Below are 24,161 nucleotides of genomic sequence, written 5' to 3'. Positions count from 1 at the left end.
TGATCGATGAGCAACGTCTTCCACACCCACGGCCAACCACCGCGCGGCGATCGGATCCGGCGTCTGCGCAACAGCGTGGCCCTGCTGCTTGGTACCGCAGGACTGACGGCAGGGCTCGCGATCGCACAGGGCACCAGCGCTTCGGCGCCGGTGCCTGCTGCATCGGGGGTCATCGTCAACGCCCCGGTCGACCTGCCGACGCCGCCTGCAACCAATCCGCGGCCCTCCGTCCACCCGAACTGGTCGGAACTGACCATCGTGCAGCAGCGCATCCTGGCGCCGCTGGCACCGGAGTGGAACGACATGCCGGAGCTTGCGCGCAAGAAGTGGCTGCAGATCGCGCAGGCGTATCCGAGATACACGCCGGCCCAGCAGCAGCGCCTGCAAACCCGCATGGCCGACTGGGTCAAGCTCACGCCCGAGCAGCGCCACCGTGCGCGTGAGAACTTCCAGACCACCAAGTCCGTGCCGCTGCAGAAGAAAAGCGAGGCCTGGCAGAGCTACCAGAAGCTGTCGGATGAGCAGAAGAAGGCCTTGGCGGCCGCCGCCAAGGCGCAGAAACATCCGTCTGCGGTCACGGCGCTGCCCGGCAATGCGAGCCTCGCCAAGGATGCTGCCAAGGCGGTCCATCATGGGCGCACGAAGCCTGGCACGACGCGCACGACGCCGCCTGGCAAGGTGACGGCTACAGCGTCCAGCCCCGCGGCCACGCCGGCTCCGAACGCTGCCTCGGCGCCCGCCGTTGCGGCACCCGCACCGGTAAGCACGCCCCCCGCCCCTGCGCAGCCCGCCGCGCCGTCCACCACGACGGGGGGCGAATCGGGGAGTCCGCCCCCGTCCACGGTGCTCGGCGGCTGAGCCGGCACACCCTTTGGCATAATCCGAACAGCGCCGCGCAAGCCTTGCCGGCGGATGTTGGATTGCGCTTGCCGCGCTCACCCGTTCGATGGCCACTCCCGCTTCCCCTGCTTCCTCGGCTGCGGCGCACGATGCGCTCGCAGCGCCCACCCTGCGCCGCCGTCTAGCGGGCATGCTCTATGAAGGCCTGCTGCTGTTCGGCGTGATGTTCGGAGCGACCGCCGTGTTCCTGCTTCTGCGGGCCATCGTGCCGCCGCTGGCGCGCACCGGCGATGTGGGCCTGCAGGTCTGGGGCTTCCTGGCGATGGGCGCCTACTTCGTCGGGTTCTGGTGCAAGCGCGGCCGGACCCTGGCGATGCAGACATGGCGCATGCGCGTGGTCAATGCCGACGGTTCGCGCATTTCGTTCGGCCGTGCCGTTGCGCGCTACGTGCTGGCGTGGATGTGGGTGGCCGCGGCAGTCGGCATCATCCACCTGAGCGGGGCATCCCGCTGGACGGGCGCGGCCGTGGCAGCGGTCTGTCTGCTCGCCTGGGGCGCGCTGGCGTGGCTCGATCCGCAACGGCAGTTCCTGCACGATCGCCTGGCCGGCACGCGGCTGGTGCGCGACTGACCCCACCCTGCAGGCGGCCGGTTCAACATGACGCGCGCCGACCTGCCCGCCTCCACGGTTCCCCTTTCCTTCCTGACGGCGGCCACGGCACGCCGCGTTGCCGTCGCGCTGCAGTGCGCGGCGACGGTCGCCGTGACATGGGGCCTGCATCACTGGGGCGGATGGCGCTGGCCCATGGCCGCGCTGCTCGCCGGCATCGTGCTGGTGATGGCCTATCTGCTGTCGGTCGGCTGGGCGTTTCTCGTCTCGTCGACGAACCTGGGCGTAGCAATACCGGACGACCCGACGTGGGACCGCATGCCCGTGCCCAGCACGCAACGCATCGGCCTCCTCGGCTTCGTCGGCTGCTGGCTCCGCGAATGTGTATCCGTGGCGTGGATGTTCAACGTGCTGCAGCCGTTTCGCGCACATGCTGCGTTCGATGCGCCGGCGCGTGACGGCAGGCGCGTGCCTGTACTGATGATCCACGGCTATGGCTGCAACCGCGCGGTGTGGCTGCCCATGCAGAAGCACCTGGCCGCTGCCGGCCACCCGACCGAGGCCATCGACCTCATGCCGCTGCTGGGCGACATCGACGACTACGCCAGCGACATATCCGCTGCCGTTGCGCGCCTGACGCACGCCCACGGCCGCGCGCCCGTCCTGCTCTGCCACAGCATGGGCGGCCTCGCGGCACGCGCTGCGCTTCGGCAGTGCGAGGCCGACTTCATCGCGCACGTCATCACACTCGGCACACCGCACCGTGGTACGGCGATGGCGCGCACGGGCCGCGGCCACAACGTGCGCCAGATGGCGTGGGCCAGCCCGTGGCTGCGGCGCCTGGCAGCGTCTGAAACGGCCGCCGCGCGCGCGCGCATCACGTCGATCTTCTCGTGGCACGACTCCATTGTCGGGCCGGCCGGCGCATCGTGGCTCGATGGCGCACGGCACATTGCGTTCTCCGGCATTGGCCATGTGTCGCTGCTATGCGACGCGCGCATACGCCAGGCGGTGCTGGCAGAGCTGGCGCGCATTGAAGCGAGCCTCCCGGCCCCTGCGGCCTGAAACGCGCCACCGGCAAGACTCTCGGGCCAACGCCGCCTTGTCTTGCGGCGACCCCGTCATGTGACGGTCATGTTTTTGACATGGCTTGTTCACGCAGCGGTGGCGAAATCGGTCCAACGCAGCCTCCGTTGCCGACATGGTCTCGCCCAATCTGCCATCGCGCCCTGGTTTTCTCCGCCGCCTCGCGCAACGCTTTCGCGCTGCCCTCCTCACCGGTTCCGACTGGAACGCTCCACCGCCCCTGATGCAATTGGCCGCGGGCCTGTCCGCCGCCGGTGCGCTCGGCTCGGCCGCGCCGGCCGGTCGGGGTGACGTGCGAGATCACGAGACGCCAGCCAGCACACCGACCCAGGCGCTCACGCCCGGCCAATCGGCGGACAAGGACACCGACCCGCCTGCCGAGAACGTGCACCGCTACCGCACGATCTGGCTCTCGGACATCCACCTCGGCACGCCGGGCTGCCAGGCCGCCTACCTGCTCGACTTTCTCAAGCACAACGAGTCCGACACGCTCTACCTGGTGGGCGACATCGTCGACGGCTGGCAGCTGCGCAAGGGCTGGTACTGGCCGCAGGCCCACAACGACGTCGTGCAGAAAGTGCTGCGCCGCGCGCGCAAGGGCACACGCGTCGTGTTCATCCCGGGCAACCACGACGAGATGGCGCGCCAGTTCCACGGCCTGAACTTCGGCGACATCGAAGTCGCGGAAGACGCCGTGCATGTGACGGCCACGGGCAAGCGCCTGTGGGTCGTGCACGGCGACCTGTTCGACGGCGTCATGCAGCACGCGCGCTGGCTCGCCTACGTGGGCGACTCGCTCTACACCTTCATCCTGGCCATGAACCGTCACTTCAACCGCATCCGCGTGCGGCTGGGGTTTCCGTATTGGTCGCTGTCGCAATACCTCAAGCACCAGGTCAAGAACGCGGTGAACTTCATCAACTCGTTCGAGCGGGTGATGACCGACGAGGCCCGCCGACGCGGCTGCGACGGGGTGGTCTGCGGACACATCCACAAGGCCGAGATCCGCGAGATCGACGGCCAGCTGTATTGCAACGACGGCGACTGGGTCGAGAGCCTCTCCGCCCTGGTCGAAACGATGGAAGGCGAACTGCAGATCGTCTACTGGACGCATCTGCTCGATGCACCGCGCACGTCCCGCCGCGCACGCCGTGCCGCGGCGGCCACCGCCTGATGGAACCCCACATGACCCAAACCGGCATCGATCTCGTTCAGCCCGCCCTCGCCATTCATCCGACATCCGCCACACCGCAAGGAGAGCCCGTGAAAATCATGATCGTCACCGATGCCTGGGAACCGCAGGTCAACGGCGTCGTCCGCACCCTCACCCAGACGCGGCGCGAACTCGAAGCCATGGGCCACATCGTCGACATGATCACGCCGCTTGAATTCAAGACGGTGCCGTGCCCGACGTATCCGGAGATCCGCCTGTCGATCCTGCCCTCCAAGCGCGTGCGGGAGCGCATCGAAACATTCGCGCCACAGGCGCTGCACATCGCCACCGAGGGGCCGCTGGGGCTGGCCGCGCGCGCCTATGCGCTGCGCCACAAGCTGCCGTACACGACGGCGTATCACACGCGCTTCCCGGAGTACGTGCAGGCGCGCTTCGGCATTCCGCTGGCGTGGACGTACCGCTTCCTGCGCTGGTTCCACAGCCCCGCCCAGGCGGTGATGGCGCCGACGCCCGTCGTGCTGAAAGACCTCGCCGACTACGGCATCACCAATGGCGTGCTGTGGACGCGCGGTGTGGACCTGGACATCTTCACGGCGCAGCGTGGCAACGTCCTGAACACCGCTCATCCGATCTTCCTGTACGTCGGCCGCGTGGCCGTCGAGAAGAATGTCGAGGCCTTCCTCGAGCTCGACCTTCCCGGCTCCAAATGGGTCGTCGGTGAAGGCCCCGCACTGGCCGGGCTGAAGGCGAAATATCCGAACGCCAATTACCTCGGCGTGCTCAAGCAGCCGGAACTCGCCAAGGTGTATGCGTCAGCCGACGTGTTCGTCTTTCCGAGCCGCACCGATACGTTTGGCCTGGTGCTGCTCGAAGCGCTGGCCAGCGGGCTGCCGGTCGCGGCGTATCCGGTGACGGGTCCGATCGACGTGCTGGGCGATTCCCCGGCCGGCGCCCTGCGCGAAGACCTGCGGGAGGCCTGCCTGGAAGCGCTGCGCATCGACCGCGCCACGGCGCGCGCGCATGCCGAGAAGTTCTCATGGCGCGCGGCGTCGGAGCAATTCCTTGCGCATCTGCGGCCCATGCCGGCCGCCGCATCGGGCGATGCCAAGACCGCTCAACCGTCCACAGCCGCGGGTGCCTGAGTCTTGCGTTCCATGAAGCCGACCTCCCCGCCGGAACGGCCGCCGGCGCCTTCTGCGGCGGATGCGTATTCGCCCGCCGACAACCCGCACAAGGGCAATCGCGGCATCACGCGCGCGTGGTTTGCGCTCAAGAATTCCATCAGCGGCATCCGCTTCGCCATTGACGAGGAAAGCGCGTTCCGCCAGGAGCTGACGCTGTGCGCGATCCTGCTGCCGTGTGCGTTCGTCATCCCGGCCACGGTGGTGGAGCGCATCATGATGATCGGCACTCTGGTACTGGTGCTCATCGTCGAGCTGCTCAATTCGAGCGTGGAGGCGGCAGTCGATCGCATCTCGCTCGAGCAGCATGGCCTGTCCAAGCGTGCGAAGGATTTCGGCAGCGCGGCCGTCATGCTGGCCCTGCTGCTGTGCGTGGGCACGTGGGCGGCCATCGCCTGGCCGTGGATCGCGTCGCTGCTGCGCTGAAAAGCGGCACGACAACGTTCGGCGGCGCCGCGCCCGCTGCGGGTGGGGCGTCGTTGCCGCAGCACGATCTCTTATAATCCGGGCACCTACATGCCACGGAGACAGGGCCACCGGCCTTGGCAGTTCAATGGAAACCAAGCAGCACTCCACCGGCCCCCGCCGCACGCGCGATCGCATCCTCGAGGTGTCGCTGCGCCTGTTCAACGAACTGGGCGAGCCCAACGTCACGACCACGACGATCGCCGAAGAGCTCGAGATCAGCCCGGGCAACCTGTACTACCACTTCCGCAACAAGGACGACATCATCAACTCGATCTTCGTGCAGTTCGAGCAGGAGATGAGCCGTCGCCTGAAGCTGCCCGACGACCACAAGGCCACGCTCGACGAGACGTGGGGCTACCTGCAGTACATGTCGGAGTTCCTGTGGAACTACCGCTTCCTGTACCGCGACATCAACGACCTGCTTGCGCGCAACCGCATGCTGGAGCTGAACTTCAAGCGCATCGTCGAGCAGAAGCGCCACTTCGCGATGGACATCTGCCATCAGTTCATCGAAGACGGCGAGATGGAAGCCACGCCCGAGCAGGTCGACGTCATGTGCACCAACATCGTCGTGGTGGCGACCTACTGGCTGTCGTTCCAGTTCGTGCAGCACCCGCGCCAGTACAACGACCCGAACGCCATCCGCGACCACCTGCACGGTGCGAGCTACCACATCCTTTCCATCCTCGCGCCCTACCTGCGCGGCAAGCCGCGGCGTGCCTTCGATCTGCTGGCGGTCAGCCGCAGCAACGATCCGCCGCTCGACACCAGCCACCCTGCACAATGAAATCGATCTGCGTCTATTGCGGTTCCAGCCCGGGCGAGCGCCCGGAATACAAGGCCAACGCCATCGCGTTGGGCAACGAAATGGCCGAGCGTGGCCTCACGCTGGTCTACGGCGGCGGCAACGTCGGCCTGATGGGTATCGTGGCCGATGCGGTCCTGCAGGGCGGCGCCCCCGTCATCGGCATCATCCCGAAATCGCTGGTGCGCAAGGAGGTTGGCCACAAGGATCTGACCGAGCTGCACATCGTTGACAGCATGCACCAGCGCAAGCAGATGATGGCCGACCGCGCCGACGCGTTCATCGCCATGCCCGGCGGCGTGGGCACATACGAAGAGCTGTTCGAAACCTTCACGTGGCTGCAGCTCGGCTACCACAACAAGCCGATCGGCCTGCTCAACGTGGCGGGCTTCTACGACAAGCTGCTCGCGTTCATCGACCACGCCGTGCACGAGGGTTTCCTCAAGCGCCATCACGCCAACCTGCTCCACGTGAGCACCGATCCTGCCGAACTGATCGACATGCTCGCCCGCGCGCCGCGCGAAACCGTCGACAAGTGGTCCGAGCGCCGCGAGCGCACGTAAGCCGCGACATGCCGGACACCTTGCTCAGGATGGCACTGTACGTGTCATTGGTCCTCATCGTGCCGGGGCCGACCAACACGCTGCTGTTGTCGTCGGGGCTCAAGGTCGGGGTGCGGCGGACCAGCCCGCTCATCGCCGCGGAAGCGCTTGGCTATGTGCTGGGCATCGCGCTTTGGGGCTTCTTCCTCAGCGCGGTGTCGGCCGACCGGCCGTGGCTGCCGATGGGCATCAAGCTCATCGCGTCGGCCTACATCGTCTACCTGGCCGCGAAGATATGGCGCCAGAGCAAGGCGCTGCAACATGTCACGGCCAGCCCCGTCAGCTTTCGCGACATGTTCTTCACCACGCTGATGAACCCGAAGGCCCTGCTGTTTGCCAGTACGCTGTTTCCGCTCGAGGCCTTCCGGTCGGCGCAGTATTTTGCGTGGACGATCGCGTCGTTCCTCGTCGTGCTGGTGCCGATCGCGGTCGGCTGGTCGTATCTCGGCGTGCTGTTGACGGCCCGCCGCAGCTGGGCGCCGCATACGCCCACGCTGCTGCGTGGTGCGTCGCTCGTGCTGCTGGCGTTCTCCGGCACGCTCATGTATTCCGTGCTGGCGCGCTGATCGCGCCTAGAACGAGGAGCCCGGCTGCGCCAGGAACGCCACCTCCTCGGGCGTCGACGTGCGCCCGAGTGCCGCATTCCGATGCGGAAAGCGCCCGAAGCGCGCAATGATCTCGCGGTGCTTTTCCGCCCAGACGAGCGGGTCGGCATCGCCTTCCTCGTCGCGCAAGCGCGTGTAGAGCCGGATGGACTCGTCCTGCATGGCCAGCGATTCGCTGTGCTCGAACGGCAGGTAGCAGAACGTCCGGTGAAAGCGCGTCGGCAACTGCGCATCCCAGCCGGCAGCCACGACGATCTGCGCGGTATGCAGCGCTGCCGTGTCGCTCGCAAATGCGCGTGCGGTATTGCGGAACATGTTGCGCGGGAACTGGTCGAGCACCACGATGCGCGCAATGGCTTCCAGCGGCGTGTCCATCCACGTGTCGGCGCCTCCGCTCGAGAGGGCCTCCCACAGCGGCAGGAAGCGCGTGCGGATCTGGGCATCGTAAGCGTCGGACTTCGCGAACCATTCCGGCCGCGGTGCGTGCAGCGGTGCGTTGCCGAACCAGAACGCAAGCACGTCGTCGGCAGTGGGCAAGCCGATCATGGAAAGTCTCCTCGAATCGTTCTTGTGATGGGCCGTTCAGCGCGGCACGTTGCGCATCCAGTCGGCGGTTTGCCAGAAGGCCTGCATCAGGCGCATCTGCAGCGCTTCGTCCAGACCGAGGTCTTGCATGGCCAGCGCCATGCAGCGCATCCACTGGTCACGCTCCTGCGTGCCGATCTCAAACGGCAGGTGCCGTGCACGCAGGCGCGGATGACCGAAGCGCTCGATGTAGTGGTTCGGCCCGCCAAGCCAGCCGCAGAGGAACCAGAAAAGCTTGTCGCGCGAGCCCTCGAGGCTTTGCGGATGCAGCGCGCGCAGCACCGCGAACTGGGGCTCGAGGTCCATCAGGTCGTAAAAGCGGTCGACGAGTTCGCGCACGCGCGCCTCGCCGCCGATGAGGTCAAAGGCCAGGGTTTCCTGGCCGGCAGTTGCATCTGTCATACAGCCATCACGTGAAGAGAGTCAGGCATCGCGCAAGGTGGCCATGGCAGGGCGGCGCAGCACGTCGCGCAGGCCGAGCCACCCGCCGGCAAAGGCACAGGCCATGCCGCCAAGGATGCCCACCGGCAAGATCGCCGGGTTGAAACGATACGGAAAATCGAACACATACGCCGACAGCACCCAGCCGATGGCGATGGCGCCCACGCCGGCCATCAAGCCCGCGAGGCCGCCGACGATCAGCACCTCGGCGTATTGCGTCTGGCGGACCACGCCGGAGCCCGCACCGAGCGCCCGCAGCACGCCGGCATCGCGCAGGCGCTCGTCGCGCGAGCCCGAGAGCGCGGCATAGAGCACCAGCACACCGGCCGCCAGCGTGAACACGAACAGGAACTCCACCGCCGCGGTCACCTGGTCCAGCACGCCCTGCACCTGGTTCAGGATCAGCTCGGTATCGACCACCGTCAGGTTCGGAAACTCGCGCACCAGCCTGGCCGGCAGATCGGCCTGGCCGGCGGGAATGCGGAACGCTGTCACGTACGTCTGCGGCATGTCGCGCAGCGCCACGGGCGGCAGGATCACGAAGAAGTTCACGCGCATCGAGCTCCAGTCGAGCTTGCGCAATGACGTGATGGGCGCGTCCACCGGCTGGCCGCCCACGTCGAAACGCAGCACGTCGCCCACGCGCAGGTTCAGCGTCTTGGCGATGCCCTCTTCCACCGACGCTTCCGGCTTCTGGCCGCTGAACCACTGCCCGGAGACGATACGGTTCTCGGGAGGCTGCTCGGTCGCGTAGGAGAGATTGAATTCGCGCTCGACCAGATTGCGCGCACGGGATTCAGCGTAGGTCTGGCCATTGATGGCCTGCCCGTTCACCTGCGTCAGGCGCCCGCGCACCATCGGATAGAGCCTTGGCGCCGCCACGCCGGCCTGCGCCAGCGCCTGCGTGACCGGCTCGACCTGGTCCGGCTGGATGTTGATGATGAAGCGATTTGGCGCGTCGGCCGGCGTGGCGTTGTGCCACGAACGGATCAGGTCATTGCGCGTCATGGCGAGCAGCAGCAACGCCATCAGCCCCACCGCGAGGGCCACCGTCTGCAGCACGCTGACGCCACGACGGCGCTCCAGCACGGCCAGCGCAAAGCGCCAGCCCACGCCCAGCGCGCGCCCTCGGCCCAGCGATACGGCGAGCCCGCGCAGGCCCGCGGCGGCCAGCAGCGCAAACACCAGAATCGCCCCCGCAAAGCCCGCCGCCGTCAGCGCCCCGAGCTTCACGTCGCGCGCAGAGACCACGAGCAGGGCAAAGAAAGCCGCCGCGCCCAGCGCATACCCGACCCATGCGGCGACTGCGCGCTCAGCCACATCGCGCCGCAACACGCGCAGCGGCGGCACCCGCACCAGGCCGAGCAACGGCGGCACGGCAAAACCGACCAGCAGCACGAGACCCGCTGCCAAACCCACCACAGCCGGCCATGCAGACGGCGCAGGCAGCGAGACCGTGACCAGATCGCCAAGCGACGCGAGCAGCAGCCAGTGCGCGCCATAGCCAAGCGCCACGCCGACCGCGGAGCCCAGCACGCCGATCAGCAGAAACTCCAGCGCGAACGTGCCCAGAATCTGCCCCTGCTTCAGGCCCAGGCACTTGATGACCGCCACCGCATCGGTATGCCGCGCGGTATAGCGGCGCGCCGCCATGGTGATGGCCACCGCGGCGATCATGGCCGCCAGCAGCGCGACGAGCGAGAGGAAGCGTTCCGCGCGGTCCAGCGTTTCGCGCATCTGCGGCTGACCGTTCTGCAGCGATTCGACGCGCACGCCGCGCAGCCCGCGGGTCTTCAGCGCGTTTTCGGCCCACGTGCGGAACGCATTGGCCGCCGCATCCGGGCCTGCCACCAGCAGCCGGTACGTGACGCGGCTGCCATACGTAACCAGCCCCGTGGAAGGCAGATCGGCCATGGGCAGCATCACGCGCGGAGCAAAGTTCATGAAGCCGGCGCCGCGATCGAGCTCCTGCGTGATGACGTGAGCGACGCGGAACGAGCGTGTGCCGAGGCGGATGGCGTCGCCCACGCGAATGCCGAGCGCTTCGAGCAGCGGCGCATCGACCCACACCGTGCCGGCGGCCGGAATGCCGCGGATGGGCGCGCCGGCCGGGTCGCGCGCGTCGTCGCTGACCTTGAGCGTGCCGCGCAGCGGGTAGCCCGCATCGACGGCCTTGATGGCCGCCAGTTGCGATGCCGGCTCGCCGGAAGACGTGTTGGTGAGCGTGCTGGCCATGCTGGGGAAGGTGGCCGTATGCGCGACCTGCAGGCCGCCGGCGCGGGCATGCGCCTCGATGTCGGGCGGCAACGGCTGATCGGACACCACGAGCACATCGGCGCCGATCAGCTGACGCGCATCGCGCTCCAGGCCGGCATGCATGCGATCGGCCAGGAAACTGACCGACGCCAGCGCAGCCACCGCCAGCACCAGGGCGATGAGCAGCAGGTTCAGCTCGCCGGCGCGCCAGTCGCGGCGCAGCATGCGCAAGGCTTGGGTCCAGACGGAAAAACGGAGCATGGGCAACACGGGAACGGGGCGCGGCGTCGCGCAGACCCCGCCATGTTCGCATGACTTCAGTGGGCAGGCGTGCGCGCCTCGTCGACGTGCCACGGCAGCGCTTCGTCAGCCGTGAGCAACGCGACATGTTCGGTCGCGCGATAGCCGGCAAGATGACCGAGCCCTTCGCGGAAGGCCGGCTGGCCGATGCGCTCCATGAGTTCGCGCACCCACGGCGCCAGGGCGTCGTTGCGGCGCACCGCGAGGTAATACGTCTCGCGCGTCAGCGGCACGAAATGCAGCCCGTGCGCCTCGGCCCCCGGACGCAGCCCGAAGCCGACGTCCGCGCGGCCCTCCTGCACGGCCACGGCGATCTTGTCGCTGGAAAACTCCTGTTCGTCGTAGCCGTTGATCTGATCAGGGTACAACCCCGCCGCAACCAGCAGCTGATCGAACAGCAGACGCGTGCCGGAGCTGCGCTGGCGGTTGATGAAACGCGCCTGGGTGCGCGCCAGGTCGCTCAACGACTGTACCTTGCCGGCCCAGTCGGCCGACATCATCAGCCCCTGCTCCCGGTCGGCCAATGCGATCAGGCGCACGGCAGTGGGCCGCAGCCATTTGCGCAGGGTCTGATGCGCGATCGAGCCGGCGCCCTGCTGCGGCGCCACATAGAAGCCGGCCACCTCGCACTGCTTTTCCTGCAGGCAGATCAGCCCCTCGACGGCGCTGCAGAAGACGGTGTCCAGGTGCGCGCCGTTGCCATGCGCGGCCAGCGTCTGGGCAAGCACCTCGACGGCCGGATCGTGGCTGCCCGAAAAACGGATGCGCGCCTGCGACTGCGAGGCGTCGTCGAGCTCCGACAGGAACTGCCCCATGGCTTGCCGCAGCGCGGGGTCGAGCTGCTCGCGCAACCGCATCTCGGCGCGCAGCAGGCGCTCGCCAAACAGTGTGAGCGACGCGCCCCGGCCGCGCTCCATGTCGAGCAAGGTGCGCCCGAGCATCTCTTCCCACGATCGCATGACGCCCCAGGCGTGCCGGTACGACAACCCGACCTGCTTCGCGGCCCGATGCAGGGAGCCGGTTTCCCGCACGGCGCGCAGCAACTGGAACACCTTGCCGTTAGCGCGCGGATTATCGTCCGGCCCGATCACCGGAAAGACCTCAAACTGGAACGCCATTATGTTAAAGATTTCCTATTTACTTCGACCGCGGCCCCAGAGAACAATGCCTCGGATTCTGGGGCGGGCGCATGGTGGCCGCCGGCCGTCCCCGAATTGCCGCAATCATGCAGCATTCGACATAAAGCGTCCACGTGTTCCACATGACCCTGACACCATGCCCGGATTCCTCAAAACCCTTCGGCTGCCTGCGATACTCTGCCTGACATTGGCCGCCGCCACGGCCGCATATGCTGGCGAGCTCCGCATGGCCACCACCACGAGCACGGAAAACTCGGGCCTGCTCAAAGTCCTGCTCCCCAAGTTCGAGGCCGCCACGGGCGTCCATGTGCACGTGATTGCCGTTGGCACGGGCAAGGCAGTCAAGCTCGGAGAATCGGGCGACGTCGACGTGGTGCTGGTGCACGCCCGTCCGCTCGAGGATGCCTTTGTTGCGTCCGGCGGCGGCATCGACCGGCGCGACGTGATGTACAACGACTTCATCCTCGTCGGCCCGGCCGCCGACCCGGCCCGCGTGCGGGGTCAGAAGAACGTGATCCAGGGCATGGAGACCATCGCCAGGGCCAACGCGAAGTTCATCTCGCGCGCAGACAACTCCGGCACCGACGTCATGGAAAAGGCCTACTGGAAATCCGCCGACATCGACCCGAAGGGCAAGCCGTGGTACGTGAGCGCCGGCCTGGGAATGGGCGAGGTGCTGAACATGGCCGCCCAGATGAACGCCTACACGCTGTCGGACCGCGCCACCTACGGCGCCTACCGCGCCAAGACCGGCCTCGACATCGTGCTGGCCGGCGATCCGCGCATGTTCAACCCGTACGGCATCATTGCGGTCAACCCGGCGAAGCACGCGGGCATCAACTACACCGACGCCACGAAACTCATCGAATGGATCACCTCGCCGGCTGGCCAACAGGCCATTGCCGACTTCAAGGTGAACGGCGAGCAGGTGTTCTTCCCGAACTACGGAAAGGCGCTCGCCGGCGGCAAGTGACGCAGGCGCAAGCGGCGACTGACGGAACGGCGGCTCAGGCCGCCGTTTCCAATTGCGGATGCTGCGGCAGCTCCGCCGCGACCTCGCCGATCATGCGGCGCAGCCACATCACGTCGGGTGCGGCGTGGCTGCGCTCGTGCCACAGCTGGTAGAAACGCATCTTCGGGAACGCCACGGGCGTGGGCAGGATGCGGATCGGCAGGTACTGCGCGCAATGCGCGGCAAATTGCCGGCCGGTCGTGAACACCAGATCGGTGCGCATCAGGACATACGGCACCAGCCCGAAATACGGCAGCGACACCTGGATCTGCCGCTTCAAACCCTGCTCTGCAAGTGCCTGATCGATCATGCTGCGCTGCATCGCCGCATACGGAGCCGGCGCGAGATGCGGCATCTCGACATAGTGCTTGAGCGAGATGCCCTTGCGCGCCAGGGGGTGCTGTGCACCGAGCATGCAGACCACCTCGTCGTCGAACAGCGGTGAAATATGCAGATGCTCGGGCGGCGAGAGCCAGTTGCCGATCACCAGATCCATGCCGCCCTGCTCGAGCGCGGCGAGGTAATCCACACCGGCATTGAGCGGATGCACCACCAGCTTGGCCTGCGGTGCGTGCTTGCGCAGGCGCTCCACGATGTTGGGGAGGAAGAACGCGTCGAGGTAATCGGGCGCCCCCAGGTGGAACGTGCGCGTCGTGTTGCCCGGGTCGAACTCCTGCGACGGCCGGGCGATGCGCTCCATCGCCTCCAGGCTTTGCTGCGCCAGCGTGAGCAGCTCGTGGCCGCGCTCGGTGGGCACCATGCCGTTCTTGCCGCGCACGAGGATGGCGTCCCCGGTGATCTCGCGCAGCCGCTTGAGGGTATTGCTGATCGCCGGCTGCGACTGGCCAAGCTTGACGGCCGTACGGGTCACGCTCTGCTCGGTGAGCAGCGTGTACAGAACGCGCAGGAGGTACGTATCGAGGTGATCTTTGCCGTGCATGTGGACACCGGGCACGGGCGACGCCGTACCGACAAAAACGGGCTGAGGGACGCTGTGAGTGTATGTCACTTGCACGCCGCGCCGCCAGACCACTACCGACGGGTATACCCCGGATTTTGGCTTTCCGATGCGGGTTATCACCTGGGCCAAATATTGCATTCCTGACCCGGTGCTATGGTTCCGTCATACACACAAACACGCGTAGACCCCATGGAGACTCAGCCCATCCGCTTCTTCCACCGCGGCCAGGTGCGCACCGTTTCAGACGCGCCGATCACCCGGACGGTGCTTCAATACCTGCGTGAAGACGCGCACTGCACAGGCACCAAGGAAGGGTGTGCCGAGGGCGATTGCGGTGCATGTACCGTCGTGCTCGGCGAGCTGCAGGCAGACGGCAGCGTCGGCCTGAAGGCTGTCAACGCCTGCATCCAGTTCCTGCCCACGCTCGATGGCAAGGCGCTGTTCACGGTGGAAGACGTGCGCAGCAAGGATGGCTCGCTGCACCCGGTGCAGCAGGCGATGGTCGAGTGCCACGGCTCGCAGTGCGGCTTCTGCACCCCGGGCTTCGTGATGTCGCTCTACGCGCTGTACGAGAACACCGGCAGCAACGCGCCGCCGTCCCGCCAGGCCATCTGCGATTCGCTCACGGGCAACCTGTGCCGCTGCACCGGCTACCGGCCGATCATCGACGCGGGCGAACGCATGTTCGAGCTGCCCGCGCCGGCCGGCATCGACCGCACTCAGCTGGCTGAAACGCTGCGCAACCTGCAGCGCAAGGACACCTTCGCCTACGCCCCCGCCGGTGTCGAGAACGCGCCGCGCTTCTACGCCCCACGCACCGTCTCGGCATTCGCCGCCATCAAGGCTGCGCACCCGGACATCCGCATCCTCGCCGGCAGCACCGACGTGGGCCTGTGGGTCACGAAGCAGTTCCGCGAGCTGGGCGACATCCTGTACATCGGGCAGGTGGCCGACCTGTACGCACTGGAAAAGCGCGACGGCTGGATCGAGGTCGGCGCCGCGGTGTCGCTGGAGGCGGCCTACGGCTTCCTCGCCCAGGACTACCCGGAGCTGACCGAACTGTGGAAGCGCTTCGCCTCGCTGCCGATCCGCAACGCCGGGACGCTGGGCGGCAACATCGCCAACGGCTCGCCGATCGGGGATTCGGCCCCAGCCCTCATCGCCCTTGGCACGCGGGTCGTGCTGCAGCGCGGGGAAGCCCGCCGCGAGCTGCCGCTCGAAGACCTGTACCTGGCTTACCAGAAGAACGCGATGGAAGACGGCGAGTTCGTGGCCGGCCTGCGCATTCCGGCACGCGAGGGCCGCGATGCGCTGCGCTTCCGCACGTACAAGCTGTCCAAGCGCTTTGACGAAGACATCTCAGCCGTGTGCGCGGCGCTCGCGATCGAGCTGGACGACCAGGATGGCGAAACCCGCGTCCGCAGCGCGCGCATCGCCTACGGCGGCATGGCCGCAACGTCCAAGCGTGCGACCGAAACCGAGAACGCCATCATCGGGCAGCCGTGGAACGAAGCGACCGTGCGGGCGGCCATGGCAGCCATGTCGCGCGACTACACGCCGCTGACCGACATGCGCGCCACGGACAACTACCGCCGCATCTCGGCGGCCAACACGGTGTACCGCTTCTGGCTGGAAACCCGCGCCGACGGGCCGCTCGCGCCCGAACAGATCAATGTGCGCGCGGTCGAACTGAACACCCTCACCGCTGCCTGAGACATGAACAAGCAAACCGAAGCTTTCCTGCTGGCGGAAGCCGACATCGCGGCGGCGATGCCCGACCAGCGCGGTGCCGTGGTCGGCATCTCGCGCCCGCATGAATCCGCGCACCTGCATGTGGCCGGCACCGCCACCTATACCGACGACATCCCCGAGCTGGCCGGCACGCTGCACGCGGCACTGGGCATGAGCACGCAGGCGCATGCGCGCATCGTCAACATGGACCTCGAGCGCGTGAAAGCGGCGCCGGGCGTGGTGGCGGTATTCACGTCGGCCGATATTCCGGGCACGAACGATTGCGGCCCGATCATCCACGACGATCCGATCCTGGCCACCGACACGGTGCACTTTGTCGGCCAGCCGATGTTCATCGTGGTAGCCACGTCGCACGATGCGGCGCGCCGCGCGGCACGCCTGGGCCAGATCGAGTACGAAGTGCTGCCCGCGCTCCTCACCCCCGAAGAAGCCCGCGCCGCCGGCAAATCCGTGCTGCCGCCGATGCACCTCAAGCGCGGCGAACCCGCTGCGCGCATCGCCGCTGCGCCCCACGCTGAAGCGGGCCACATGTCGCTGGGCGGCCAGGAGCAGTTCTATCTGGAAGGCCAGATCTCGTACGCGGTGCCGAAGGAAGACAACGGCATGCACGTGTGGTGCTCCACGCAGCATCCGACCGAGATGCAACACATGGTGTCGCACATGCTGGGCTGGCACGCCAACCAGGTGCAGGTCGAATGCCGCCGCATGGGAGGCGGCTTTGGCGGCAAGGAGTCGCAGTCGGGCCTGTTTGCCTGCTGCGCCGCGCTCGCGGCCTGGAAGCTCGCCTGCCCGGTGAAGCTGCGTCCGGACCGCGACGACGACATGATGATCACCGGCAAGCGGCACGACTTCCGTTTCGCCTACGAGGCCGGCTACGACGACGACGGCCGCATCCAGGGCGTGAAGGTCGACATGACCTCGCGCGCCGGGTTCTCGGCCGACCTGTCCGGCCCCGTGATGACGCGCGCCATCTGCCACTTCGACAACGCCTACTGGCTGCCGGAAGTGGAGATCGACGGCTTCTGTGCGCGCACCAACACGCAGTCGAACACCGCCTTCCGCGGTTTTGGCGGCCCGCAGGGCGCGTTTGCCATCGAGTACATCATGGACAACATCGCGCGCGCCCTCGGCAAGGACCCGCTCGACGTGCGGCGCGCCAACCTGTACGGCAAGACCACGAACAACGTCACGCCGTACGGCCAGACGGTGGAAGACAACGTCATCCACGAACTGCTCGACGAGCTCGAAGCGTCGTCGGAGTACCGGGCGCGCCGCGAGGCCGTCCGCGCATTCAACGCGACGAGCCCGGTGCTCAAGCGCGGCCTGGCGCTCACGCCCGTGAAGTTCGGCATCTCGTTCAACGTGAAGCACTTCAACCAGGCCGGCGCGCTCGTGCACGTGTACAACGATGGCTCGATCCTGGTGAACCACGGCGGCACGGAAATGGGCCAGGGCCTGAACACGAAGGTTGCGCAGGTGGTCGCGCACGAACTGGGCGTGGCGTTCACGCGCATTCGCGTCACGGCCACGGACACCAGCAAGGTCGCCAACACCTCGGCCACCGCCGCGTCCACGGGCAGCGACCTGAACGGCAAGGCCGCGCAGGATGCCGCCCGCCAGATCCGCGAGCGTCTCACCGCATTTGCCGCGCAGCACTACAACGTACCTGCCAGCAGCGTCGCGTTCGTGGCCGACCAGGTGGAGATCGGGCCACGCCGCGTGCCGTTCGACGAACTGATCCGCCTTGCCTACATCGCGCGCGTGCAGTTGTGGTCGGACGGCTTCTACGCCACGCCCAAGCTGCACTGGGACCAGGCCAGGCTGCAGGGCCGTCCGTTCTACTACTACGCCTATGGCGCAGCAGTGTCGGAAGTGGTGGTCGATACGCTGACCGGCGAATGGCGCCTGCTGCGCGCCGATGTGCTGCACGACGCCGGCCGCTCGATCAACCCGGCCATCGACATTGGCCAGGTGGAAGGCGCGTTCATCCAGGGCATGGGCTGGCTGACGACCGAAGAACTGTGGTGGAACAAGAACGGCAAGCTGATGACGCATGCGCCGTCCACCTACAAGATCCCGACCGTCAACGACTGCCCGCCGGATTTCCGCGTGCGCTTGTTCAACAACGCCAACGTGGAAGACAGCATCCACCGCTCCAAGGCGTTGGGCGAGCCCCCGCTGCTGCTGCCGTTCTCGGTATTCTTCGCCATTCGCGACGCGGTGGCCGCCGTGGGCGACGGCCGCACCAATCCGCCGCTGAACGCGCCGGCCACGTGCGAGGAAATCCTCAAGGCCATCGACGCGATCCGCAGCGCCCCGCTGACCGTCTGAGCCCGAGACCGAGGCCACCATGGACCACACACAACTGCGCCCCTTCCGCTTTGCCGACGTGCTGGCCACCGTGCAGGCGGGGCAGCCGTGCGTACTGGTCACGGTGACGGACGTGCAGGGCTCCGCCCCGCGTGAGGCGGGCACGCTCATGCTGGTGTGCGCGGACGGCTTCTTCGGCACCATCGGCGGCGGCCACCTCGAATGGCGCGCGATGGAGATCGCCCAGGCGATGATGGCGGCGCACGAAGCCAGCGGCGAAGCGCGCCGCCAGTTCGTGCGCATCCCGCTTGGGCCCGCGCTCGGCCAGTGTTGCGGCGGCGTGGTGCGCCTGTCGCTCGAACGGCTCGATGCGCGCGATGCGCAGTGGATCGCCCTGGCCGATGACGCCATGCGCCAGCGTCGCAGCCTGCGCCGTTCCGTATCGGCCGACCCGTCGGTGCCCGTCACGGCCGCCATTGGCGATGCCGCGGCGGCCGGCGTGCAGTTCGATGCGGTGGGCTTCACGCAGACCATCCTGCCGCCCGACATGTCGATCGTGCTGTGCGGCGCGGGCCATGTCGGCCACGCCATCGTGCGCGCGCTGGCCAACCTGCCCTGCCGCGTGACATGGGTGGACGAGCGCGACGCGATGTTCCCCGCCGATGTACCGCCGAACGTCGTCATCGAAGCCAGCGATACGCCGGAAGCCGTGATCGACCACGCGCCGGCCGGCAGCTACTTCCTGGTCATGACGCACAACCATGCGCTGGACCTCGCGCTGTGCGAACGCATCATGCGCCGCACGGACTTCGCCTACTTCGGTCTCATCGGCTCCAAGACCAAGCGCGCCCGCTTCGAGCACCGCATGGTCGAACACGGCGTCGACCCCGCACGCCTGCCGGAAATGGTCTGCCCGATTGGGATTGCTGGCATCGCCGACAAGGCGCCGGATATCATTGCGGTCTCCGTCGTCGCGCAACTGCTGCAGGTGCGAGAGCTGCAACAGCACGCGCTCACCACTGCCAGCGGCGGCGCGATAGTCCCCTACCGCACTCCTACGCCAGTCTGATCATGCCGATCTCGCCAGCCCTTGCCGAACGCATCGCCACCAGCCCGAAGGCCGAACTGCACATCCACATCGAAGGCTCGCTCGAACCCGAACTGATGTTCGCGCTGGCCGAGCGCAACGGCGTCAAGCTGCCGTATGCCTCCGTCGAGGAAGTGCGCGCGGCGTATGCCTTCGACGACCTGCAATCGTTCCTCGACCTGTACTACGCGGGCGCAAGCGTGCTGCTCACCGAGCAGGATTTCTACGACATGACCGCCGCCTATGTGGCGCGTGCCGTGGCCGACAACGTCCGCCACGCCGAGATCTTCTTCGACCCGCAGACCCACACCGCGCGCAACGTGCCGATGCACGTGGTCATCGGTGGCATCGTCCGCGCGCTGGACGACGCCGAGCGCCAGCATGGTTTTTCCAGCCGGCTGATCCTCTGCTTCCTGCGCCACCTGAGCGAGGAAGACGCATTCACTACGCTGGAAGCCGCCCTGCCGTACATCCAGGACCCGGCCAACCGCATCATCGGTGTGGGGCTCGATTCGTCGGAACGCGGCAACCCGCCCGAGAAGTTCGCGCGTGTCTTCGCACGCTGCAAGGAACTCGGCCTGCGCCTGGTCGCCCACGCCGGTGAGGAAGGCCCCGCGCAGTACGTGACCGACGCGCTCGACATCCTGAAGGTGGAGCGCATCGACCACGGCGTGCGCGCCATCGACGACGCGGCACTGGTCAGGCGCCTCGCCGCCGAGCGCATCGCGCTGACGGTCTGCCCGCTGTCGAACGAAAAGCTGAAGGTCTACCCCGACCTGCGCGACCACTCGCTCAAGCAATTGCTGAACGCCGGCTGCGCAGTGACGCTGCACTCCGATGACCCGGCCTACTTCGGCGGCTACATGAACGCCAACTGGCTCGCCACCTTCGACGCCCTCGACCTGAGCGCTGCCGATGCCCACACGCTCGCGCGCAACAGCTTCGAGGCGTCCTTCCTGCCCAAGCAGGACAAAGCCCTGTGGCTGAACGCGGTGGACGTCCACTGGAACGCCACCCACTGAAACCCCACGAGACGACGAATGACCAAGATGCCTCCAAACTCAAACGCCACCGTTCACGCCTACCGCGGCCGCGTGCTGCATTTCCTGCACGATCCGCAGTATCGCGAGCGCGATGCCTATGAGTATTGGGAGGACGGCCTGCTGGTGGTTTCAGGCGGCAAGGTACTGCAGGCGGGCGGCTACGCCGCACTGCGCGAGGGCCTGCCCGCCGGCACGCAGCTGCACGACCACAGCGGCAAGCTGATCGTGCCGGGTTTCATCGACACGCACATCCACTTCCCGCAGACGGACATGATCGCGTCGCCGTCGCCGGGCCTGCTGCATTGGCTGGAGACGTACACCTTTCCCGAAGAGCGCCGCTTCGAGAGCGAGCAGTACGCCGCCGGCGTCGCCTCGTTCTTCCTCGACGAACTGCTGCGCAACGGCACGACGAGCGCGATGGTCTGGAGCACGGTGCATCGCGGCTCCGCCGAGACACTGTTCACGGCAGCCCGGCAGCGCGGCATGCGTCTGATCACCGGCAAGGTGATGATGGACCGCAACTGCCCGGAATACCTGCGCGACACAGCCGAGTCCGGTGCGCGCGACACGGCCGACCTGATCTCGCGCTGGCACGGCAAGGACCGCCTGGCCTATGCCATCACACCGCGCTTTGCGCCGACCTCCAGTGAAGCGCAGTTGCAGGCCTGCGCAGAACTGGCCAGGCAATACCCGGACGTCTTCATCCAGACGCACGTCGCCGAGAATCCCGACGAGGTCAAATGGGTGGCCGAGCTGTTCCCGAACGCACGCAGCTACCTGGATGTGTATGACCGCTACGGGCTGCTGCGCAAGGGTGCCTTCTATGGCCACGCCATCTGGCTGGACGACGGCGACCGCAAACGCCTCGCGGAATCGGGCGCCGCCGTCGCGCACTGCCCGACGTCGAACCTGTTCCTGGGCAGCGGCCTGTACGACTTCCACGCCAACGATGCACACCGCCTGGCGCTGACGCTGGCCACCGACGTGGGCGGCGGCAGCTCGTTCTCGATGCTGCGCACGATGGGCACGGCGCACAAGGTCGCACGCATGGGCGGCTATCACCTGACCGCGCTGCGCATGTTCTACCTTGCCACTCGCGGCGCCGCCGAAGCGCTGGGCTGGGAAGACCGCATCGGCAGCTTCGTGCCGGGCGCGGAAGCCGACTTCATCGTGCTGGACCCGGCCGCCACGCCGCTGCTGGCCCGCCGCAACGCGCGTTCTGAAACCCTCGAAGAGCTGCTGTTCTCGTTGGCGCTGCTGGGCAACAGACTTGACCGCCGTCGCAACGACAGGCGGTTATGGCGTGGTCAGCCGCACTCAGGGTGCCATCCGTGCACCCGGTGACGCGCCTGGCGAGACCGATGACAACCCACTGCGGACAGGGCCGGCAGTGGCGCGTCATTGGTTCGCATACGGCCCGGACACCACAACAACATGGAAGCCTTCCTCGTCTCCACCGGCATCGTCGCGCTTGCGGAAATCGGCGACAAGACGCAGCTGCTGTCGATCCTGCTGGCCGCGCGTTTTCGCAAGCCGGTGCCGATCATTCTCGGCATCTTCATCTCCACCCTCGTCAACCATGCATTTGCCGGCGCTGTCGGCGGCTGGATCACGCAGGTGCTCGGTGAAAACGTCCTGCGTTGGATCCTCGGCGTCGGCTTCATCGCCATGGCCGGATGGATGCTGATTCCGGACAAGCTCGATGAAGAAGAAGCGCCTTCGGGCACGCAGCGCGGCCTGGGCATCCTGGGCACGACCATCGTCGCGTTCTTCTTTGCCGAGATGGGCGACAAGACGCAGATCGCCACGGTGGCATTGGCAGCGCGCTTCCATGACGTCGTATCGGTCGTGGCAGGCACGACCATCGGCATGCTGCTCGCCAATGTGCCGGCCGTGCTGATGGGCAACAAGTTTGCGGCGCGCATGCCGATCCAGCTCGTGCATCGGATCGCGGCGTTGATCTTCCTGGTGCTCGGGGTGCTGGCACTGCTGGGCGTCGGGAAGTAAGTCGTCATTCCGAGACGCTGAACCTGCCTTGCCGGCATCCCTTTCGCAGGCGAGGCACCAGCCGATCGGGCCGGCCAAGCAAACACCGCTGCAAGGCTTCAGGCAAAAAAAACGGGGCCGCAGCCCCGTTCAACCCTCACCGGTCATGTCACCCGCTAGGGAACGCGTGACATGCTCCGATAAACCGTCCTGTTGTGGCTTGCGCCCAAGTGTCAGTTCGTCTTGGCGCCGCCTTCAAACCACTTCGCGATGATCGCGCGTTCGTCGTCGGTCATCTGCGTCACATTGCCCAGGGGCATCAGCTTCTGCTGCACAGCCTGCTGGTAGACGAGTTGCGCATGCGCGGACAACTGCTCCGGCGTATCGAGCAGCACGCCCTTGGCCGGCGAAGGCATCAGGGTAGGATGCGCCGAGTGACATTGGTAGCACCGTGCGGTAACGACTGCCTGTACTTTGGAGAAATCCGATCCGCCAGCCGCCGCCGGAGCCGCCGCGGCGGGTGCCGAAGCGCCGCCCGCTGCGGCTGCCGCCGGGGCCGCTGCTGCCTGAGTTTGCGCCGCAGGCGCTGCCGGACGCTGCACCGGTGCCAGCCATACGGCCACACCGAGCAGCACGGCCACGCCCGCTGCCGGATAGCCCCAGTTGATCACGCCCTTGTGCTTCAGGATGAAGAACTGGCGGATCAGCACGCCAGCCAGCATGATCAGCACCAGCACGGCCCAGTTGTACTTGTGGGCGTACGTCATGCTGTAGTGGTTCGACAGCATCGCAAACAGCACCGGCAGCGTGAAATACGTGTTGTGCACGCTGCGCTGCTTGCCGCGCTTGCCGTGGATCGGGTCCGGCTTCTCGCCAGCCTTGAGCGAGGCCACCACCTTGCGCTGCCCCGGGATGATCCAGAAGAACACGTTGGCGCTCATGATGGTCGCGATCATCGCGCCGATCAGCAGGAACGCTGCACGGCCCGAGAACAGGTGGCACGCCGCATACGCCGCGATCACCACGTAGATCGCAACCAGAATGCCCACCACGCGGTCGTTCTTGCCGAACACGCGGCAGATCGTGTCGTACACCAGCCAGCCGACCACCAGGAACGCCAGCGCGAGGATCACCGCCGTCGTCGCCGACATGTCGAAGATGCTGCGATCGATCATGTAGACGTTGGCGTTGAACAGGTACACCACCGTCAGCAGCGCGAAACCCGACATCCATGTCGAGTACGACTCCCAGTAGAACCAGTGCAGATGTTCGGGCAACTGCTTCGGCGCCAGCAGGTACTTCTGCGGGTTGTAGAACCCGCCGCCGTGCACAGCCCACAGCTCGCCGTCGACGCCCTTGTCCTTCAGGTCCGGTGCGGTCGGCTTGGTCAGGCTGTTGTCGAGCCACACGAAGTAGAACGACGAGCCGATCCACGCAATCGCGACGATCACGTGCAGCCAACGCAAGAGCAGGTTGGCCCAGTCGAGGATATAGCCTTCCATGATGCGCTCCCCGTGCGTCAGCTGCCGCGATAGGTCGAGTACGACCACGGCGACACCAGCAGCGGCACATGATAGTGCGCGCCGGTATCGGCCACGCCGAAGCGCAGCGTCACCACGTCCAGAAACGCGGGCTCGGGGAGTTTGACGCCGGCCGCGCGGTAGTAGTCGCCCACCGCGAAGTCCAGCTCATAGACGCCGGCCTGCAGCGCATCGCCTTCCAGCAGCGGCGCATCGCAACGGCCATCGTGATTGGTGCGAACCGATTTGATCGGTTGGCGCTGATTGTCGACAATCTTGAACAGGGCGATCGCCAGGTTTTGGCCCGGCGTGCCTGCAGCGGTGTCGAGCACATGGGTAGTCAAGCGTCCCATTTGTCTTCCTCTGTAGTTCGAATTTTCAGAAGCGCCGCTGCCTCC

At 66.9% G+C, this 24,161-nt stretch carries 23 protein-coding genes; 16 read left to right on the top strand and 7 right to left on the bottom strand.

Features of this window, described 5'->3' with window-relative positions:
• Positions 1 to 6: 6 nt before the first annotated feature.
• From KHN96_RS11310 to KHN96_RS11270, 9 genes are all read left to right on the top strand, one after another.
• The gene (locus KHN96_RS11310) at positions 7 to 858 is read left to right on the top strand and encodes a DUF3106 domain-containing protein (protein ID WP_062738369.1); all 852 of its coding nucleotides are present in this window, start codon (positions 7 to 9) and stop codon (positions 856 to 858) included.
• An 88-nt stretch (positions 859 to 946) separates the two neighbouring features.
• Positions 947 to 1,471, top strand: a complete 525-nt coding sequence (locus KHN96_RS11305; protein ID WP_062738368.1) for an RDD family protein — start codon at positions 947 to 949, stop codon at positions 1,469 to 1,471.
• 27 nt (positions 1,472 to 1,498) lie between these two features.
• On the top strand, positions 1,499 to 2,515 hold the full coding sequence (locus KHN96_RS11300; RefSeq protein WP_045787230.1) for an esterase/lipase family protein: 1,017 nt from the start codon (positions 1,499 to 1,501) through the stop codon (positions 2,513 to 2,515).
• 244 nt (positions 2,516 to 2,759) lie between these two features.
• Positions 2,760 to 3,710, top strand: coding sequence for a UDP-2,3-diacylglucosamine diphosphatase (locus KHN96_RS11295; RefSeq protein ID WP_045787231.1), 951 nt, complete (start codon positions 2,760 to 2,762; stop codon positions 3,708 to 3,710).
• A 98-nt stretch (positions 3,711 to 3,808) separates the two neighbouring features.
• Positions 3,809 to 4,852 (top strand): glycosyltransferase family 4 protein, encoded by a 1,044-nt coding sequence (locus KHN96_RS11290; RefSeq protein WP_181817423.1) that lies wholly within the window; start codon positions 3,809 to 3,811, stop codon positions 4,850 to 4,852.
• Positions 4,853 to 4,864: 12 nt separating this feature from the next.
• Positions 4,865 to 5,317: a diacylglycerol kinase gene (locus tag KHN96_RS11285; protein WP_045787232.1), complete on the top strand. Its 453-nt coding sequence runs from the start codon at positions 4,865 to 4,867 to the stop codon at positions 5,315 to 5,317.
• A gap of 127 nt (positions 5,318 to 5,444) precedes the next feature.
• Positions 5,445 to 6,146, top strand: coding sequence for a TetR/AcrR family transcriptional regulator (locus tag KHN96_RS11280; RefSeq protein WP_045787233.1), 702 nt, complete (start codon positions 5,445 to 5,447; stop codon positions 6,144 to 6,146).
• Positions 6,143 to 6,727 (top strand): LOG family protein, encoded by a 585-nt coding sequence (locus KHN96_RS11275; protein WP_045787234.1) that lies wholly within the window; start codon positions 6,143 to 6,145, stop codon positions 6,725 to 6,727. Before KHN96_RS11280 ends, KHN96_RS11275 begins: the two co-directional genes overlap by 4 nt.
• An 8-nt stretch (positions 6,728 to 6,735) precedes the next feature.
• Positions 6,736 to 7,332, top strand: a complete 597-nt coding sequence (locus KHN96_RS11270; protein WP_045787235.1) for a LysE family translocator — start codon at positions 6,736 to 6,738, stop codon at positions 7,330 to 7,332.
• Positions 7,333 to 7,338: 6 nt separating this feature from the next.
• Here KHN96_RS11270 and KHN96_RS11265 read toward each other — a convergent pair whose 3' ends face one another.
• From KHN96_RS11265 to KHN96_RS11250, 4 genes are read right to left on the bottom strand one after another with little or no spacing between them, the layout of a single operon-like run.
• A complete protein-coding gene (locus KHN96_RS11265; RefSeq protein ID WP_045787236.1) occupies positions 7,339 to 7,917 on the bottom strand; it encodes a DUF924 family protein in 579 nt (192 codons plus the stop codon).
• Between the two features lie 36 nt (positions 7,918 to 7,953).
• Positions 7,954 to 8,358, bottom strand: a complete 405-nt coding sequence (locus KHN96_RS11260; protein WP_045787237.1) for a group II truncated hemoglobin — start codon at positions 8,356 to 8,358, stop codon at positions 7,954 to 7,956.
• 21 nt (positions 8,359 to 8,379) lie between these two features.
• On the bottom strand, positions 8,380 to 10,914 hold the full coding sequence (locus tag KHN96_RS11255) for an ABC transporter permease (RefSeq protein ID WP_062738367.1): 2,535 nt from the start codon (positions 10,912 to 10,914) through the stop codon (positions 8,380 to 8,382).
• Positions 10,915 to 10,970: 56 nt separating this feature from the next.
• The gene (locus KHN96_RS11250; RefSeq protein ID WP_045787239.1) at positions 10,971 to 12,071 is read right to left on the bottom strand and encodes a substrate-binding domain-containing protein; all 1,101 of its coding nucleotides are present in this window, start codon (positions 12,069 to 12,071) and stop codon (positions 10,971 to 10,973) included.
• A gap of 157 nt (positions 12,072 to 12,228) precedes the next feature.
• On the opposite strand from KHN96_RS11250, the gene KHN96_RS11245 reads away from it, so the two are divergent.
• Positions 12,229 to 13,065: an ABC transporter substrate-binding protein gene (locus tag KHN96_RS11245; RefSeq protein WP_045787240.1), complete on the top strand. Its 837-nt coding sequence runs from the start codon at positions 12,229 to 12,231 to the stop codon at positions 13,063 to 13,065.
• Between the two features lie 34 nt (positions 13,066 to 13,099).
• Here the strand turns inward: KHN96_RS11245 and KHN96_RS11240 are convergent, their stop codons facing one another.
• Positions 13,100 to 14,044, bottom strand: coding sequence for a LysR substrate-binding domain-containing protein (locus KHN96_RS11240; RefSeq protein WP_045787241.1), 945 nt, complete (start codon positions 14,042 to 14,044; stop codon positions 13,100 to 13,102).
• Positions 14,045 to 14,254: 210 nt separating this feature from the next.
• Here KHN96_RS11240 and xdhA point away from each other — a divergent pair, with 210 nt between their 5' ends.
• From xdhA to KHN96_RS11210, 6 genes are all read left to right on the top strand, one after another.
• On the top strand, positions 14,255 to 15,778 hold the full coding sequence (gene xdhA, locus KHN96_RS11235; RefSeq protein ID WP_045787242.1) for a xanthine dehydrogenase small subunit: 1,524 nt from the start codon (positions 14,255 to 14,257) through the stop codon (positions 15,776 to 15,778).
• A 3-nt stretch (positions 15,779 to 15,781) separates the two neighbouring features.
• Positions 15,782 to 18,148 carry a xanthine dehydrogenase molybdopterin binding subunit gene (gene xdhB / locus KHN96_RS11230; RefSeq protein WP_062738366.1) on the top strand — a complete coding sequence of 789 codons (2,367 nt, stop codon included), beginning with the start codon at positions 15,782 to 15,784 and terminating at the stop codon, positions 18,146 to 18,148.
• A gap of 19 nt (positions 18,149 to 18,167) precedes the next feature.
• Entirely contained in the window at positions 18,168 to 19,196 is a 1,029-nt protein-coding gene (gene xdhC, locus KHN96_RS11225) for a xanthine dehydrogenase accessory protein XdhC (RefSeq protein WP_045787244.1), read from the top strand.
• A 2-nt stretch (positions 19,197 to 19,198) separates the two neighbouring features.
• Complete coding sequence (locus tag KHN96_RS11220) at positions 19,199 to 20,236, top strand: adenosine deaminase (RefSeq protein ID WP_062738365.1); 1,038 nt, start codon at positions 19,199 to 19,201, stop codon at positions 20,234 to 20,236.
• Between the two features lie 18 nt (positions 20,237 to 20,254).
• Positions 20,255 to 21,601, top strand: a complete 1,347-nt coding sequence (guaD, locus tag KHN96_RS11215; protein ID WP_244855865.1) for a guanine deaminase — start codon at positions 20,255 to 20,257, stop codon at positions 21,599 to 21,601.
• A gap of 90 nt (positions 21,602 to 21,691) precedes the next feature.
• Entirely contained in the window at positions 21,692 to 22,264 is a 573-nt protein-coding gene (locus KHN96_RS11210; RefSeq protein ID WP_045787247.1) for a TMEM165/GDT1 family protein, read from the top strand.
• A 212-nt stretch (positions 22,265 to 22,476) separates the two neighbouring features.
• Here KHN96_RS11210 and KHN96_RS11205 read toward each other — a convergent pair whose 3' ends face one another.
• Positions 22,477 to 23,745, bottom strand: a complete 1,269-nt coding sequence (locus tag KHN96_RS11205; RefSeq protein WP_045787248.1) for a urate hydroxylase PuuD — start codon at positions 23,743 to 23,745, stop codon at positions 22,477 to 22,479.
• A gap of 17 nt (positions 23,746 to 23,762) precedes the next feature.
• Positions 23,763 to 24,116 carry a hydroxyisourate hydrolase gene (uraH, locus tag KHN96_RS11200; RefSeq protein ID WP_045787249.1) on the bottom strand — a complete coding sequence of 118 codons (354 nt, stop codon included), beginning with the start codon at positions 24,114 to 24,116 and terminating at the stop codon, positions 23,763 to 23,765.
• Between the last annotated feature and the right edge of the window lie 45 nt (positions 24,117 to 24,161).

Source organism: Ralstonia mannitolilytica, from assembly GCF_905397375.1.
In the GTDB taxonomy this organism is placed as follows: Bacteria; Pseudomonadota; Gammaproteobacteria; order Burkholderiales; family Burkholderiaceae; genus Ralstonia; species Ralstonia mannitolilytica.
Note: the sequence above shows the minus strand (reverse complement) of the source record. Positions and strands in the feature narration are given on the sequence as shown.